Origin of the sequence: Romboutsia sp. CE17 (assembly GCF_012317385.1) — a bacterium.
GTDB lineage: Bacteria > Bacillota > Clostridia > Peptostreptococcales > Peptostreptococcaceae > Romboutsia_E.
In genome coordinates, this window is record NZ_CP051144.1 from 1781272 (window position 1) to 1797872 (window position 16601).

The following is a 16601-nucleotide window of genomic DNA, read 5'->3' on the forward strand; positions in this document are numbered from 1 at the left end:
TCTTACCTCCTTAATATTCATTTAGTATAATATTTACCGCACCTACAAACTCTTTCCATTCTTTCATTAATTTATCTAGATTTCCTCTACCTGCAGGTGTTATTTTATAGTATTTTCTAGCTGGACCTTCGTTAGATTCTAATATATAAGTTTCAAAGTATTCATCCTTTGTAAGTCTTCTTAGTATTGGATATATAGTTCCTTCATTAACATCTATAACTTTAGAAATATTTTGAACAATTTCATATCCGTACATATCCTTCTTAGATATTAAAGCTAGTACACATATTTCTAAAACGCCTTTTCTAAATTGGGTATTCATCAAGTACCTCCCTTCTCTTTTGCATAGTATTATGCATTACACAGTAGTATTTTATACACATATACTAACACAGTATTGTGTATTGCACAATAGTAAAAATAAATATGACCTCAAAATATAAAATTTTGAGGTCATATTTATTTACTTATATATTTAATAATTAATCTTATCGTTTCTTCAATAGATTTTATATTAGTTCTCTCATAAGCATGAGATGCGTATATTCCTGGTCCTATTAAAGCAAACTTAGCATCTAAACCTGCTTTTATTGCAGTAATAGCATCCGATCCATAATTATCATACACATCTATCTTATAACTAATGTTATTATCATCACATATATTAATAATATCATTTAAAAGCTCATAGTCATATGGTCCATTAGAATCTTTACTACATATACTAACATCATATTCAGTAGAATTTTGATGTTCTCCAATACACCCAAAGTCAATGGCAATAAAATTTTTTGTGTTATCAGGTATAAATGATGATGCTCCATGGCATACTTCTTCATAATTACTAAATAAAAAATGAATAGTATTTTTTAGATTTATTTCATTTAATTTTATATAATTAATTATATATAAAACTGCTGCTACAGCTACTTTATCATCTAAGTACCTTCCTTTAATAAATCCTGAATCAGTTATTTTTATCTTTGTATCAAAGGAAATTATATCTCCAATATTTATACCTAAACTTTTGACATCTTCTTTAGAAAAAACTTCTTCATCTATTATTATTTCGTAATTTTCTACACTTCTTTCAATTTCTTTTGATTCCTCTCCATATACATGAATAGAAGGCATTATATTTTGTAAAGTCCCCTCATAAGTTTTATTGCTCCTAGTGTGTATTATACAATTTTCACCCTCTACAGAACTTACTACATAGTCTCCAATTAAACTAATAGTTAATCTCCCATTATCTTTAATTTCTTTTACTAATGCTCCTAAAGTATCTACATGTGCTGAAAATGTAGTTGCATTTTCATTGTCTTCTCCGTTTATAGTTACTATGATATTGCCTTTATTGCTAATTTTATATTTTATATTTAGATCTTCTAATACTTCTATTATGTACTTTTCAATTTGGTCAGTATATCCAGAAGGACTAGGAATACTTAATAACTCTTTTATATACTTATATAATAATTTTTTATTCATAAAGCCTCCTAAAAATATAAGCTCATATAACCACAATGAATTATATTAACTTTTTACATTATATATCCTGTGTAGCAATAATATATCGATGCATATAAAATTAATATAAGAAAAATTCGTTCTAAATATACCAAAATAAAGTATTTCTTATCTAATTCTAATTTAGAACCAGTTATATAAGCTATATTGCTCGTTAAAGTAGTTCCTTTTAACACAAATAATAATCCAATTAGCAATTTTATATTGTCAGATATATTCATATTTATAAGCTCTATTGCTATTATCTCATTATAAAAGCTATAAATAATAGATTTACTTATTAGTTCCACGTCTGAAAGATTAAGCATATTTATAATTGGATAAAATATTTTACTAAAAATATAAACTATATCTTCATTATAAAAAATAAAATCACTAATAAAAAATATTATTAGTATATTTGGTATTAAGGTCATATTTAAATTGATAACTTCTTCTAGATTATCTAATATATACAAGATCATTTTCTTATCTTCTTTATTTTGTAAGTACTTATTTATACCTTTTTTAAACTTATATTTCCTGTGTATACTCTCTCTATAATTAGTTTTTATATAATATGATTTTTTTATTTTACTTAAAGGATAAATTCTACATAAAATCATATTACTAAGTATTAGTATTAACAAAGTAATAAAAATAAAACTTAAATTATTTATACTTAATTCTACATAGGTGTATCTAAACATGGAAAATGATATAATAGAAAAATTTAAAATCAACATGTATAACTCATTTAATCTAAGTTTTCCTTGATTATACAGTTTATTTGCCATATAAAGTCCACAAAAACAATCTGTAAATACGAATATCAATATATTTAATACTACTTTTCCACTGACTTTAAATAGCTTTTTCATAATTGGGTGGCAGTATGACTCTACTATTTCTAATAATCCATAATTTAATATAAATGGCATAAAGATTGCTGAAATTGGAAGTACTATAGATAAATTAAATACTAATTCTTTTATAATTAATACTGTGTTATCATTTTTAAAAAATATATAATTTTGTCCATAAAATATATTTATTAAAATTAATATACTTAAAATCCTAAAAAATAATATAATCTTACTTTTATCTTTCTTAATAAATGATTTTATACTTCCTAAAGATATAAATAAAATTATACATACTTGTATAAATGTTTTATAGTCTGATTGAATTTTATCGGTAATATGGTATAACAAGGTCTGAGTTTGGTAATTCAAATTTATAGGTATAAAAAATATACATATTCCTATAATTGAATAAATAATCATTTCGAGTATAGTTAAAGATTCGCTTTCATTACCTTTTGCCTCATAGTTTTTATTCTTATTTATTCCTTCCATATTTTCACCTCTGTATACTTTTTCAACCTTAATTTTATATTTCCTTCTTCATTAATAAAATTAATACCATTGCTTATACTGAATATCATAATGTATAATACTATAAATATGATAAAATACTATAAATCTTTATAGAGGTGATATATTGAGTTCAGAACAAAATAATAAAACAATTTTAATATTAACAGCTCAATTTGGTGCAGGCCATATTAGTGCTGCAAATGCAATTAAAGATTATATATGTGAATATAATGATAATTACAATATAGTGATACAAAATTTTATAAATGCAAGTCTGCCTAGAATAAATAAACCTATGGTTAAAATGTACGAAAATAACACAAAGTATATGCCAGAACTTTATAATTATTACTACTACTTAAAAAAATCTTTTAGCTCAAAATATGATATTTCTCATATGATATATACTCCAAAGTTATCAGAGTATATAATTGATGTAAATCCTGATTTAATTATATCTACATTTCCATTAGCGGCTTCTTGTGTATATAATTTTAATCTAAAACATAAAGATAATCCTATACCTTGTGTAACTGTTATTACAGATGTTGTTGATAGTTTAGAGTGGATTTATCCTAACACTGATATGTATTTTGTTCCTAGCCAAGAAATTAGAAATAGATTAGTTCAAAAAGGAATATCCCCAGAATCTATAAAGGTTACGGGTGTACCTATAAATAAAAATTTCTATGTCGAAGAAAGAGAATACATACCCGGTAAGTATAGATTATTATTATTAGGCGGTGGACGTGGTTTATTTGATTTTGACGAAAACTTTATGCATTGGATAGATAAGTTTGTCGGTATATATAAAGATGTTATTGAAGTTACAATTGTTACTGGCAAAAATAAAAAACTTTATGAACATCTAACAGAAAAAAAACCAGTTAATAATATAAAAGTCCTTGGATTTGTTACTAATATGCATGAATTAATAAAAGAATACGACCTAATGCTTACTAAACCAGGTGGAGCCACTTTATTTGAAGCTATTCATTCTAAAACACCTATAATTGTAAGACTTCCAAAAGTAGGTCAAGAAATAGAAAATGCTAAGTTTATAGTAGATAAAGGAATCGGTATAATTTATAGTGATGAAGATGATTTAAAGGAAATTTTTAAATCTATAGTTTCAAGTAAATTTAATTCTCTAATTAAATTTATGTTAGAAAATATATCAGACTTTAGAAATACTATTTACCCGGAAAAAATCTATAAATATATTTCTGAATTAATAGAAAATAAAAATTAATACTAATTTAATTAATACATACAACCAATAACTTATACTTTGATTAGCTTCATAATTTTAGATAATAAAAAGGTGTAAAGTTTAAATATAACTTTACACCTTTTATAATATATTTTATTTATTAGCTCTTTCTATATTGATTTAATTTTATAACTCTTCCTTCTTTTATCTTATTTAAATTATCTTTATTAGATAAAGATTTGTCTTCAATTGTTTTTAATATAATTTTATACACATGATAAACCAAAATGCATAAGAATATAAATAAATTTAATACTTCTAGATTGAAAATTTTTTTATATTCTCTAACACCGTAACTAGTTATAGAAAAGATTCGTATAAGTAAATCTATAATTAAGTACAGCACTATTACGTTTGATAATAAGTTAAAATTCTTTTCTAATTTTCTTTTTCTAATAAGGCTATTTATTATTACTTTATTACTTAGTTTTGTATTCAAAACATCTATATATATTTGGTTAAATATGTTTTTATTAAATAAATCTAATATCAGTACAACAGCTGCAGCTATTCCAAATAAATATGTATTAGAAATGTATAAATTAAAATCATTAGATTCATTCCCTGAAAAATAAATATATACTGTTATTAGTATCATAATTAATATTCCTGATATAGTAATTCTATTTTGACTATACTTTGTATACATTGAGTATATTACTAAGCCTAAAAGTAAATAAAATACGTTAGAGTTAAAAAATTTGATTCCACCTACCATATAAATTATTATAGGTGATGCAATATAAATTATAAAATCTGTTAATATTTTGCTTTTTATTTTTACCACTTCCCCCAAACATAATTTATTATTCTCTTTAACAATTTGTACCCCTTATATCTTATATAAATATAAAAATTCTACCTATATTTTATAAATCCTTTAATGTTATCATTTATATATATTTCTTATCATAATGTAGTTTCATTAAGATAAAAAAGATATTAGGTATAAATTATTTATTATACCTAATATCTTTTTTATCTTATTATCCCCTTTATAGGATTTATATTTTCGTCATTTACGATTATTTCAAAATGGACATGGTTACCTGTAGAATTTCCTGTTGTCCCAACTTTAGATATAACTTGACCTTGCTTTACTATATCTCCTTTAGATACTACATTTGAGTTGTTATGTGCATAAACTGTGATTTTACCATCAAAATGCTTTATTTTAACTACATTTCCATAACCATTTTGATAACCAGAAAATATTACAACTCCGCTATCAGTTGCTAATACATCAGTGTCTTGTGGCGCTGGGATATCTATACCCTTATGAAAACTCTTAACTTGTGTAATTGGATGTATTCTATATCCAAATCCAGAACTTATATCTTTATAGTCATTTAATGGCCATATCCCTTCTATAAACTCACTACCTTCTTCTTTTAATTGCATAGAGACTTCTTCTTCTATACTCTTTTCTAATTTAACACCTTCTATAATATTATCTTGCAATTCTTCTTCTAAAACACTTTTATTTTGCTCTAATGTTATTATCTCTGATGTAATTTTTTCACTTTCATCGTATTCTTCTTCCTTAGGTACAAAGCTTATAGTAATAACCTCTATTTTTTCATTTCCTTCATTATCTATGTAATCTTTTACATTATCTAATTCTTTATTTTTACTTTCTAATATATTATCTAGCTCTTTAATTTTTTCATTTAAATTTTTTTGTGTTTCTTGATTTTGTATTAAAATATCTACTTTATCTTCTACACTTAACGCATAAGATGTATTATAAGAACTTAATGATATTAATAATACTAGTGATATACATAGTTTATATATCACATTCTTAAAATATTCATTCATTTTTTATCCTCCTTTTGCAACTATATATTAATATAGACTAAGTTAATTTTTTTTATTCAATTCGCTATAATTCCCTAAATCATAAAAAAGCTATCCCAAAACAACATTGTTTTGGAATAGCCTTTTTTATTTAATTAATATATATTTCTCTTATATTTTATATATAATGATCTTATTTCTGTCATATTTTTCTTTAATTCTAATTGAAGATTAGAAACAGTTTCATAATCTTCATTTTCTATAGATTCTCTTATTTGACTAAATAAAGATTTTCTTGTTAAAGTATCTTTCATTACATTAAATTTAATATCTGAGATTGAATTCCACATAACTTCATCTAAAGCATCCATATTTTCCTTTGTATGTAGCTTTACATAGTTTCTTATTCTTGCAGAATAAGATTTTATTATTCTATTTTCTAATTCTTTCTTCCATTTATCAATAGAACCTACTTTGAATGAGTTTATTATTTTATCTGTAAATACTCCACCTTGCTTTAAAGATTCTAATTTATCTGAGTATAAATCAAAAGCTTTTACATTTTCATACACCGTTGCAGGTGGTGCTGAGAATCTTTGATTTCTTTCTTCTAATGAATAATATTCAAATACATTATTTTCATCTCTATAAGCTCTATTTTTATCTAAATAGAAGCTGACTTCACCAACATCCTTAGATAATTCCTTTTCAAGATCTTTAGTTGTAAGTTTGCTCTTAGCTACAGCCTTTATACCATGTAACATAGTTTGGTAGCAGCCTGCTATTATTAAATAAACATTTGATAAAGGATTTGGTGATCTTAACTCAAATCTTAAAGTTTTTGGGTTTTTAACATCTCTTACTAGTCCTACAAGAACAGATCTATTTCTTGATGGTGTTTCATAAGTATGACCTAATGAAGTAACTATACAAACTGGGGCTTCAAATCCTGGAACTAATCTATTAAATGCATCATTTGTAGATGCTACAAATGGATTTAATACTTCATAATTATTTAATAATCCCATTAATGCTCCGTATCCTATTTCACTTAAATAATCTTTAGACATATCTGCTGGGGCAAATAAATTTTTTAATCTTCCGTCCTTTAATTTTGCACTTACACCAACATGAGTATGCTTTCCGCTACCTGCAACACCATGTATAGGTTTTGCCTTAAATGTAACCTCTAATCCATTAGTTGTAAATATATCCTCTATAACCTCTCTTACAACTAATTCATTATCAGCAGCTTGTAATGGCGAAGAGAACTTCCAAGAAACCTCTAATTGTTCCATAGCATGATTTATTTTACCATCTATACTTATAGTACTTTGAATTCCTCCAACCTCTTTATGAGCCATTTCAGGACATATTCCTTTAGCTTGAAGAGCTATTAAAGTCTTTTCTAGACAAGTTCTTATTAATCCATGAGTTCTTTTCCAGTATTGTTCTTTTAAACTTTGCGATACTGATAACTCTTCAAAGTCAGCTTTATCTTCTGGAGTATTTACCCAAAACTCTAATTCAGTTGCAGAAGTTAATAATATACTATCAATCTCACTAACATCATTTATTCCTATATTTTTTATCATATGAGGATACTGTTCAAATATTTCTAATAAAGAGCTTTTAAAATAATTTTCAGCTTTTTGAAGTATTCCTCTAGAACAAACCTTTTTATTGTCATGTATTAAGAATGCTGGAATTTTTAATGTACCAACTGGTAAATTAGTTTCTTCATCTATATGATCTAAATTATAATCAACATACCATCTACTACTTTCATCTGGCATTAAATCAACCTTAGCATTATTTAACGTAGCTATTTCATAAAGCTCAACACTTGAACCATCTGTTTGAACAGCTGAAGATAAGAAGCTTTCTATATCATCTAAGAATAAATCCATTGGTATTTTCTCATCAGTTGCATTTCCACCTAAGTCCACCCCAAATAGTGAAACGAATTTTATATGTTTATGCTCTGATAATAAAGTTTTTAATTCATTTGCATCGTATCTTTCTTTTTCTATAACGTGCAATAAATTTATCATATATATTTCCCCCTTATGTTGCGATAAATAACATATCTTTATCCTGTCTATTATTTATTCGTTTTAAACTTTATATTATTATATCTTATAGAATAAAGGTTCGCAATATTTAATGTTTTATTTATATAATTATTCTGAAAATATATTTTATTTAACTTTTTATATACTAAATTAATGCTATTTTTAATCGTAACATTTCAAATTTTTATTAATATAGGGTATACTATTAATTATAATAAGAATTTTTATACCAAGTTATGTCAAGAAATTTTAGGAGAGAAAATTATGGAATATATAATTTTTGATTTAGAGTTTAATCAGGGATTTGATAAAACTCTTAATAAAACTGTTTCTAATGAAAAGTGCCCTTTTGAAATAATACAAATAGGTGCAATAAAGTTAGATTCAAACTTTAATATGATAGATACTTTTAATGCATATGTAAAACCTGAGATTTACAAAGATATTCATCCTTTTATAAAAAAAATGACTAATATAACTGAAGATGATGTAAAAGATGCTGAGAGTTTTCCTCAAGTATTCAAAGACTTTAAGAAGTTTATATCTTCAAAAAAGAATATTTTAGTTGTATGGGGAACAGGAGATTTAAAAGAACTTTATAGAAATGTAAATTATTACGATTTACCATCGAAGCTTTTACCTAAATCTTATATTAATATACAAGAGCATGCATCTAAATATTTTAATAACCCAGCTGGAAAAAGCATTGGACTTCAAAATGCAATTTCTATATTAGGCTTAAATCAAGATAAATCCTATCATAATGCATTAAATGATGCCTATTATACAGCTCAAATATTTATAAAAATAAATAATCCATCTATTGTTCCAGATGTTTATATTTATACTCCAATTAAGCTATCTCAATCTAAGCGTAAATCAAAAAAAGAAGTTGATTACGAAAAACTATTCAATGAGTTTGAGAAAATCTTAGAGAGATCATTAACTAAAGAAGAAAAGAAAATAATAGATTTAGCATATAAAATGGGAAGAACTAATCAATTTGTAATAGAATCTAAGGATAAAAAAGTAAATTTCAAAAAAAGATAAGCTAAAAGCCATAATGCTTTAGCTTATCTTTTTATTATATTAATTCTATAACTTCATTTAACACATATAATCCTAAATTAGATATAAGGTAGGCCTTTACTTAAAGTTTATATAGCTAAGATAGCATTAACTGTAGGTCTATTTCTTTCAAAGTTATTTCTATACATTTATAAATAACATTTTTGTTAATTCATACTGTGCGAACTCTACAGATTCTATACTTCTTATATTATCTCTACTTAACTCTCCATCACAAATAAAAATCTCTACATCACCTACTAAAGCATATATTTCATTTAATATTTCTAATAGATTATCTACTTTTATAGTTTCTTCATTAGATTTTATTAAAACAACACTTTTATCTTCTTGATTTTTATATACTGAATTTATACCAGATATAAGATTATCTTCTTTTATGTATACTACTTCACCTTGTAGTGCTTTACCTTTTTCTAACTTACTTTTTAACTCTAATAAATTCATCTATTTATCCCCCTCGAAAATATAGTTTAAGTGATTATTTTCATAGTTTTATTACTATAAATAGTATGAATTGTTAGATTTATTTATTCCATTGATATTAATATTATTTATTTACATATATATTTTTTTACTTAAATAAATAAAGACTCCATTAAAAAATTTAATGAAATCTTTATTTAATATATTATTTATTTTATGACCAATTCTACCGGACAGTGATCTGAACCTAATACTTCTGTATGTATATCAGCACTTACTAATCTATCTTCTAATTTTTTAGAAGCACAGAAATAATCTATTCTCCAGCCTGCATTCTTTTCTCTTGCTTTAAATCTATATGACCACCAAGAATATATATCTGTTTTATCTGGATTAAAGAATCTATATGTATCTATAAATCCAGACTCTAAAAATTCTGTAAATTTATTTCTTTCTTCATCTGTAAATCCTGCATTTTTTCTATTTGTTTTAGGATTTTTTAAATCTATTTCTTTGTGAGCTACATTTAAATCTCCACACATTATTACAGGTTTTTTACTATCTAATTTTAATAAGTATTCTCTAAAATCATCTTCCCACTTCATTCTATAGTCTAATCTTTTTAATTCACTTTGTGAATTTGGTGTATAAACTGTTACAAAATGAAAATCTTCAAATTCTAAAGTTATTACTCTTCCTTCAGTATCATGCTCTTCAATACCGATTCCATAAGTTACACTTATTGGTTCTACTTTTGTAAATATTGCAGTTCCAGAATAACCTTTCTTTTGTGCATAATTCCAATATTGATAATAACCTTCTAAGTCTAAATCGATTTGTCCCTCTTGAAGCTTAGTTTCTTGTAAACAAAAAATATCTGCATTTACTTCTTTGAAAAAATCTAAAAATCCCTTAGTAACACATGCTCTAAGTCCGTTAACATTCCAAGATATAAATTTCATTATGTCCTCCTATTTATGTAGTTATTGTATAATAAATTTATATAATATACTTTTACGATTATATTATATAAATTACCCTTATTTATAAGTTATAATCAATTCTTTTACTAATCAAATCTTAATTTTTTTGCTAATTCATCTGCATTAATTGATGATACATATAAATCTGTAGATAGCTCAAACCCTCCAAAACTATATTTTCTTGGAATTATATGGATATGAGTTCTAAAATGTTCTTCATGTTTTTCATCTGTATTTATTGGGTGAGTATGTATACAAATATTAAAAGGATTATACCCATGTACTTCATACATTTTTTTAAATAATCTTTCTAATATTCTACCTAACTCTTTTAATTCAGCCTCTTTTAATTCTTCAAATCTTTTTTTACTTTTAAAGAAAAGCCTTATCTCACCACCATACTTAGCAATTTCAGGTACTACTAATAAATAATCTTTATTATCGTATATAACTCTTTCTTGATATTTCAATTCACTTTCAATAATATATTCATATAATGATTTATTATTTTTTTCATAATATCTTTTAGATATATTTATTTCATTTTCTACCTCTGGTGGCACTATTGATAAAGATATTATTTGCGAATGTGGATGAATTAAGGATGCTCCTGCTCTTCTTAAAAAATTTTTAAATATACTTATATATTTAACTTGTTCATTTTTAGCCATAAACACATATCTATCTTTATACATTTTTAATAAATAAAAAAATTCTTCTTCACTCATATTATAAAAATTACCATTGTGTCTATTCGTATCAATCATTACTTCATGATGTCCAAAAATTTCTTCTGATAGTGAATCAACTATAGGAAATTTATTATATACAGATCTAACTATCCAACCATCTTCTCCTTTGATTTCAAAAGTACATTTTTCAGTATGCTTTTCATTCCCTCTACAAAAAGGGCAATCTTTTCTATATTCTTCTATAACTTCTTTATCATTTTGGTTATTCACCTTATCCATAGGTCTCTTTGATCTATTTTTTGCAAGTACAACTATATCATTTGTAATAGGATCTCTTCTTAATTCTTTCATAACTCGCACCTCTTAGATTAAAATCGCATATTAATTTTATTATAATTGATTTTTTCAGTAAAATACAAACTCTATTATTACATATACTTTATTTTTCTATAAAATTCAAATATAATTCTATCTTACACATCTATTTTTAATAGTTGTTTAAATTATATTTTGTCTAAACAAATATTTTTTTAGTTTATAATGATTTTTAAGATTATATCTGTTAGTATTAATCTTAAGGAAAAATTTAATTAAAGGGGTGAAATTTTAATGAAGTATTCACAAAGGGTTAGCTCTATGCAGTCATCTCCAATTAGAAAACTAGCACCTTTTGAGGAAAAAGCAATAAAGAATGGGGTTAAAGTATATCACTTAAATATTGGGCAACCTGATATTAAAACTCCTAAAGAATTTTTTAATGCGGTTCAAAATTTCGATAAAGATGTTTTAAAGTATTGTCCATCTAATGGTATGAGTAGTTTAATTGAATCTATTCAAAAGTATTATCGTAATTATAATATTGAGTTTGATAAAGATGAACTATTAGTAACAAATGGGGGAAGTGAAGGTTTATTATTTGCTCTAATGGCAGTATGTGATCCTGGTGATAATGTAATATCTCCAGAACCATTCTATACAAACTACTTAGGATTTACTCAAAGTATAAATGTAAATATTAATCCTATAACGACTACCGCTGAAAATGGGTTCCATCTTCCTAATAAAGAAGATATTATATCTAAAATTGATAAAAAAACTAAAGCAATCTTATTATCTAATCCTGGAAATCCAACAGGTGCAGTTTTCACATTAGATGAAATAAAGATGTTATCTGAAATAGCAATTGAACATGATTTATGGATTATTTCAGATGAAGTTTATAGAGAATTTATTTATGATGATAGAAAATACTTTAGCTTTGGCAATATAAAAGATGTAGAAGATAGAGTAATTATTATTGATAGTGTTTCTAAGAGATATAGTGCCTGTGGAGCTAGAATAGGTTCTCTTGCTTGTAAGGATAAAACTTTAATTGCCCAAATTTTAAAATTATGTCAAGGTAGATTGTGTGTTGCTACACTTGATCAAATAGGTGCATCTAAGTTATATGAAATACCAAGTTCTTATTTTAAAGAAATAAAAGAGGAATATGAAAAAAGAAGAGATGTATTATATAATGAGCTTATGAAAGTAGAGGGGGTTATTTGTAAAAAACCACCTGGTGCATTTTATATTTTGGCAAAACTTCCAGTTGAGGATTCCGAAGATTTTGCAATATGGATGCTAAATGAGTTTAGTAGAGATAATGAAACAGTTATGGTTTGCCCTGCTCAAGGATTTTACACTACCCCAGATTTAGGAAAAGATGAAATAAGATTAGCTTATATCCTAAATGAAAAAGATTTATCAAAAGCTGCAAAACTTTTAAAAGAAGGATTAGAGGAATATGTAAATTCAAAAGTAAAGGCTGAAATTTAACTTGAATTTTCATAATTTTCATTCAAATTTTTATGATATATAAAAAGTAAAAGAGATCTAATTTAGTAATATTTTATATACTACACTTAGATCTCTTTTATTATATTTTATAAAACTCCCTATCTTTTATCCTAAATTTTCTTTATTTAGAATTGTTTGTAATGTTCCTATTGCTTCCATATACTTACTTTGTTCTTCTTCAGTTAATTTAAAAAGCTTTTCTTCAAGACTATTACTTAATTTCCCCATAAAGTCTAATGCAACATTTTTACCATTTTCAGTTATAGTTATTAAGTACTTTCTTCTATCTGAAGCATCTTTCTCCCTTACAACATATCCTTTATCTGTTAAGTCATCTACCATGCTTGTTAAACTCCCCTTCTCAATGTTTAACTTTGCACATAAATCAGTCATACTTATTGGACCATTATTGTTTACGAAAACTAATGCTCTAAGCTGAGTTTTATTAACATCATATGAACTTGAATATTGCTTTAAATAATCTAAATAGAAAGTAGAATATAAAGCTGGAAACGTTTTCGAAATAAATCCTATTGTACTAGCTACTATACCTTTCATAATATATCACCCCAGATGTTTAGTTTATTAACTTTTTAACAATTAATAGTTTACATTAAAATTATACATATTTCAATAGTTTTACAAGAAATAATTTAAAATTTCTGTATATTTTGCACAATTCAATAAAAGAAAAGAACTTATAAAATTTTACTTAAATAAGTTCTTTATCTATATATTTTTTTACTTTTTCTTATATTTTTTTTCATAATTGCTATATAGTATAAATGCTATTAAGGAAAATATTAATGGTCCTGCTATCATCATAATAGTATCTAACATTCTTCCATTTAGAGAAGGTTCTATTATAGAGAATACATTTGCAAAACTAACTACTATACAAACTATAACTGTAGCAATTAAAGATATTGAATAAGTTTTATAAACCATAAATGGGCTTGAAACCTCTCCCTTTAGTTGCTTTTTCTTAAATGCTGGAAATGCTGCAGCTAATAGCACATATGGTATTGTCATAGCTACATTGGTCATCGAAACTAATAATGAGAAAAACTCAGATGCTCCTTTACCACCAAATGATACTAATAAAATTAATACAATAACTATTGTTGCTTGTACTTTCATAGCATTTATAGGCATTCCATTTTCAATCTTAGCAAAATTACCTGGCCATACTTCCTGTGGAGATCCTTGTATTAAAGTCTTTAAAGGTGAGTATGTCAATGTAAAAAATGCACCACTTAAAGCTAAGAACATCGATAAACCTGTAAATCTCGCTATCCATAATCCTATAGTTAAAGCGGTATCTGCTCCAACTCCAAAGGCAACTCCTAACTCAAACCCTAGGTTTTGCATTAAAATATAAGCTACATTCCCCATATGAACACCTTCTACGGATAGTACATTTTGCCAGTTAGTAAATAATCCACAAGCAAATATTCCTATAGAATATCCTATTGCTATTACAACAGCAGCTATTGTGACACCTTTTGGGAATGTACTTTCAGCATTTTCAGTTTGATCAACAAGTCCACCTATAACTTCTAAACCACCAAATGCAAAAATTGCATATGCCAAAAATGAAAATATACTTATCATAGTTTTATAAGCTGGGTTAGGCGAAACAGTAAAGCTTTTAGAAATATCTACTATTGGCTGTGCTAGTTTTCCTTTATTCAAAAATAATACTATTATACCACCTACTAATAAAACTATATTTAGTAAGGCTACTGCAGATCCACCTACTGACGTTATTTTTGTTATTTTTTCAATTCCTTTTGTAGATACATATGTAACCACTATAATCCATATTACAGCTAGTATTCCTAATGTTTGAGTAGCATTTAATCCTAATATAGACCATTCTGAAGTTTTATCATATCCAAATATTGCATTTGAAAATGGTATCCATAATGAAGATGATGTACTTACCATCCATACTATGTAAGATGCATACCACATAAATGTAGATATAAAAGCATATTTTGCACCTACAGAACGCTCCATCCATGAGTATATACCGCCAGTTTCATTCTGATACGCTGCACCATACTCTGACATCATAAATGCATATGGTATAAAAAATAGTATAGCACTAAGAATATACCAAGGTATTGCTGCATATCCCATTAAATAGAAGGCTCTAGGCATATTAGCAAAACCAAATACTGATGTGAATATCATTAATATTAACGATACTAAGGTTAATTTTTTTACATTATTGTTATTTCCTGACATAAGTCTCCCTCCTTAGTTTTATAGGATTACTTTTTGCAAGAAATAACATTTTAATTCATAAATTTAATATTTTATTTAGAAATGCTCACCATTTTCATAATACCTTTCTTTTTCAAATACTGTAAAAGCCAAATCCATACTTTCTACATTTAAATTTTCTCTTATATTATTTGTTATTATATTTGCAACAATATCTTGAACTTCTTGTCCTCTATCAAACCAAGCAACCTCTACAAAAGGATATACTTCAGATATTTTTCCATTTCTTATTGCTACGGATTTTATGCACTCAATTTCAAAATAATCTCTTGGGCATTTTACTGCATCTACCAATTCATCTATCATCTTCTCACTTATTTTACAAATATCATTTTCATTTATTCCTCTTATTTTTATTTGTGGCATAAATGTACCTCCTAATAAAGTTTATTTTTTTAAATTTCATCTTTATTATTATACTTTTATATCTGTACTATGACAATCTTATACTATATTAGGATAAAAATTCTACTTTATTTCTCATTCCATTTATTTAGTGCTTTTAACATAAATTCTTTGATATCTATATCATAAACATCTTTTAATTTAAAACCATTTAAAACTTCTTTTGTTTTACCTTTAGATACAATTACACCTTTATCTAGCATAATAACATTGTCTGCAAAATTATGTACTAAGTTTAAATCATGCAATACTCCAACTACTATCTTATTTTTTGACTTAGACCAAATCTTTACATATTCTAATAATTCAATTTGGTATTTATAGTCTAGATGGTTAGTAGGTTCATCAAGAAGTATTATATCTGGATCTTGAGAAAATAATTTAGCTAAAAATACTCTTTGTAATTGACCCCCTGATAAATCTGTTATCATCTTATCTTTCTCTTTAGTTAAGCCAACCTTTTCTATATTATCTAAAACTATTTTTATATCTTCTTTAGATAAAGACGAAAAAAAACCTTTAGTATATGGATATCTTCCAAGAGAGACTGTGTCATATACTGTATAAGGAAAATGTATCTCTGATATTTGACTCATTAATCCCACTCTTTTAGCTAATGTTTTTCTATCAAAGGATGATACTTCTTTATCATCTATTTTTATATTACCTCTATAGTCAATAACATTCGCTATAGATTTTAAAAGAGTACTTTTACCACAACCATTTGGTCCTATAATAAATAAATTCTCCCCTTTATTTACGTCTATACTTATATCTTTTATTATATCTAAATCATCATATCCACTATATAGATTTTTTATTTTTAACATATTTCTCAC

General features: G+C 25.4%; 16 protein-coding genes. 3 read left to right on the forward strand and 13 right to left on the reverse strand.

Annotated elements, in window-relative coordinates:
• Positions 1-10 precede the first annotated feature (10 nt).
• The 3 genes from HF520_RS08540 to HF520_RS08550 all read right to left on the reverse strand — a co-directional run bounded on the left by HF520_RS08540 (position 11) and on the right by HF520_RS08550 (position 2867).
• The gene (locus tag HF520_RS08540; protein WP_168573621.1) at positions 11-322 is read right to left on the reverse strand and encodes a PadR family transcriptional regulator; all 312 of its coding nucleotides are present in this window, start codon (positions 320-322) and stop codon (positions 11-13) included.
• Positions 323-459: 137 nt separating this feature from the next.
• Positions 460-1491, reverse strand: a complete 1032-nt coding sequence (locus tag HF520_RS08545; RefSeq protein WP_168573622.1) for a M42 family metallopeptidase — start codon at positions 1489-1491, stop codon at positions 460-462.
• 53 nt (positions 1492-1544) lie between these two features.
• Positions 1545-2867: a hypothetical protein gene (locus HF520_RS08550; RefSeq protein WP_168573623.1), complete on the reverse strand. Its 1323-nt coding sequence runs from the start codon at positions 2865-2867 to the stop codon at positions 1545-1547.
• Positions 2868-3012: 145 nt separating this feature from the next.
• Here HF520_RS08550 and HF520_RS08555 point away from each other — a divergent pair, with 145 nt between their 5' ends.
• Positions 3013-4140 carry an MGDG synthase family glycosyltransferase gene (locus HF520_RS08555; RefSeq protein ID WP_168573624.1) on the forward strand — a complete coding sequence of 376 codons (1128 nt, stop codon included), beginning with the start codon at positions 3013-3015 and terminating at the stop codon, positions 4138-4140.
• 121 nt (positions 4141-4261) lie between these two features.
• On the opposite strand, the gene HF520_RS08560 is transcribed toward HF520_RS08555, so the two are convergent.
• The 3 genes from HF520_RS08560 to HF520_RS08570 all read right to left on the reverse strand — a co-directional run bounded on the left by HF520_RS08560 (position 4262) and on the right by HF520_RS08570 (position 8015).
• Positions 4262-4948 (reverse strand): hypothetical protein, encoded by a 687-nt coding sequence (locus HF520_RS08560; RefSeq protein ID WP_168573625.1) that lies wholly within the window; start codon positions 4946-4948, stop codon positions 4262-4264.
• Between the two features lie 191 nt (positions 4949-5139).
• On the reverse strand, positions 5140-5982 hold the full coding sequence (locus HF520_RS15365) for a M23 family metallopeptidase (protein WP_168573626.1): 843 nt from the start codon (positions 5980-5982) through the stop codon (positions 5140-5142).
• Positions 5983-6116: 134 nt separating this feature from the next.
• Positions 6117-8015: a glutamine synthetase gene (locus HF520_RS08570; protein ID WP_168573627.1), complete on the reverse strand. Its 1899-nt coding sequence runs from the start codon at positions 8013-8015 to the stop codon at positions 6117-6119.
• Positions 8016-8300: 285 nt separating this feature from the next.
• Here HF520_RS08570 and HF520_RS08575 point away from each other — a divergent pair, with 285 nt between their 5' ends.
• Positions 8301-9086 carry a 3'-5' exonuclease gene (locus tag HF520_RS08575; RefSeq protein WP_168573628.1) on the forward strand — a complete coding sequence of 262 codons (786 nt, stop codon included), beginning with the start codon at positions 8301-8303 and terminating at the stop codon, positions 9084-9086.
• A 159-nt stretch (positions 9087-9245) separates the two neighbouring features.
• Here HF520_RS08575 and HF520_RS08580 read toward each other — a convergent pair whose 3' ends face one another.
• The 3 genes from HF520_RS08580 to HF520_RS08590 all read right to left on the reverse strand — a co-directional run bounded on the left by HF520_RS08580 (position 9246) and on the right by HF520_RS08590 (position 11577).
• Positions 9246-9572 carry a hypothetical protein gene (locus HF520_RS08580; RefSeq protein ID WP_168573629.1) on the reverse strand — a complete coding sequence of 109 codons (327 nt, stop codon included), beginning with the start codon at positions 9570-9572 and terminating at the stop codon, positions 9246-9248.
• 188 nt (positions 9573-9760) lie between these two features.
• Positions 9761-10513, reverse strand: coding sequence for an exodeoxyribonuclease III (locus HF520_RS08585; RefSeq protein ID WP_168573630.1), 753 nt, complete (start codon positions 10511-10513; stop codon positions 9761-9763).
• Positions 10514-10620: 107 nt separating this feature from the next.
• Positions 10621-11577: a galactose-1-phosphate uridylyltransferase gene (locus HF520_RS08590; RefSeq protein WP_168573631.1), complete on the reverse strand. Its 957-nt coding sequence runs from the start codon at positions 11575-11577 to the stop codon at positions 10621-10623.
• A 258-nt stretch (positions 11578-11835) separates the two neighbouring features.
• On the opposite strand from HF520_RS08590, the gene HF520_RS08595 reads away from it, so the two are divergent.
• Positions 11836-13044, forward strand: coding sequence for a pyridoxal phosphate-dependent aminotransferase (locus HF520_RS08595; RefSeq protein ID WP_168573632.1), 1209 nt, complete (start codon positions 11836-11838; stop codon positions 13042-13044).
• A 126-nt stretch (positions 13045-13170) separates the two neighbouring features.
• Here HF520_RS08595 and HF520_RS08600 read toward each other — a convergent pair whose 3' ends face one another.
• From HF520_RS08600 to HF520_RS08615, 4 genes are all read right to left on the reverse strand, one after another.
• Positions 13171-13623 carry a MarR family winged helix-turn-helix transcriptional regulator gene (locus HF520_RS08600; RefSeq protein WP_168573633.1) on the reverse strand — a complete coding sequence of 151 codons (453 nt, stop codon included), beginning with the start codon at positions 13621-13623 and terminating at the stop codon, positions 13171-13173.
• A 183-nt stretch (positions 13624-13806) separates the two neighbouring features.
• The gene (yjeM, locus tag HF520_RS08605; protein ID WP_168573634.1) at positions 13807-15318 is read right to left on the reverse strand and encodes a glutamate/gamma-aminobutyrate family transporter YjeM; all 1512 of its coding nucleotides are present in this window, start codon (positions 15316-15318) and stop codon (positions 13807-13809) included.
• Between the two features lie 75 nt (positions 15319-15393).
• Entirely contained in the window at positions 15394-15723 is a 330-nt protein-coding gene (locus HF520_RS08610) for a DUF1904 domain-containing protein (RefSeq protein WP_168573635.1), read from the reverse strand.
• 107 nt (positions 15724-15830) lie between these two features.
• A complete protein-coding gene (locus HF520_RS08615) occupies positions 15831-16592 on the reverse strand; it encodes an ABC transporter ATP-binding protein (RefSeq protein WP_168573636.1) in 762 nt (253 codons plus the stop codon).
• Positions 16593-16601 lie beyond the last annotated feature (9 nt).

Coding starts and splice junctions, on each gene's coding strand:
- yjeM (WP_168573634.1), bottom strand. CDS start 15,318: ATGTCAGGAAATAACAATAATGTAAAAAAATTAACCTTAGTATCGTTA.
- HF520_RS08595 (WP_168573632.1), top strand. CDS start 11,836: ATGAAGTATTCACAAAGGGTTAGCTCTATGCAGTCATCTCCAATTAGA.
- HF520_RS08545 (WP_168573622.1), bottom strand. CDS start 1,491: ATGAATAAAAAATTATTATATAAGTATATAAAAGAGTTATTAAGTATT.
- HF520_RS08580 (WP_168573629.1), bottom strand. CDS start 9,572: ATGAATTTATTAGAGTTAAAAAGTAAGTTAGAAAAAGGTAAAGCACTA.
- HF520_RS08615 (WP_168573636.1), bottom strand. CDS start 16,592: ATGTTAAAAATAAAAAATCTATATAGTGGATATGATGATTTAGATATA.
- HF520_RS08590 (WP_168573631.1), bottom strand. CDS start 11,577: ATGAAAGAATTAAGAAGAGATCCTATTACAAATGATATAGTTGTACTT.
- HF520_RS15365 (WP_168573626.1), bottom strand. CDS start 5,982: ATGAATGAATATTTTAAGAATGTGATATATAAACTATGTATATCACTA.
- HF520_RS08540 (WP_168573621.1), bottom strand. CDS start 322: ATGAATACCCAATTTAGAAAAGGCGTTTTAGAAATATGTGTACTAGCT.
- HF520_RS08585 (WP_168573630.1), bottom strand. CDS start 10,513: ATGAAATTTATATCTTGGAATGTTAACGGACTTAGAGCATGTGTTACT.
- HF520_RS08610 (WP_168573635.1), bottom strand. CDS start 15,723: ATGCCACAAATAAAAATAAGAGGAATAAATGAAAATGATATTTGTAAA.
- HF520_RS08600 (WP_168573633.1), bottom strand. CDS start 13,623: ATGAAAGGTATAGTAGCTAGTACAATAGGATTTATTTCGAAAACGTTT.
- HF520_RS08570 (WP_168573627.1), bottom strand. CDS start 8,015: ATGATAAATTTATTGCACGTTATAGAAAAAGAAAGATACGATGCAAAT.
- HF520_RS08550 (WP_168573623.1), bottom strand. CDS start 2,867: ATGGAAGGAATAAATAAGAATAAAAACTATGAGGCAAAAGGTAATGAA.
- HF520_RS08575 (WP_168573628.1), top strand. CDS start 8,301: ATGGAATATATAATTTTTGATTTAGAGTTTAATCAGGGATTTGATAAA.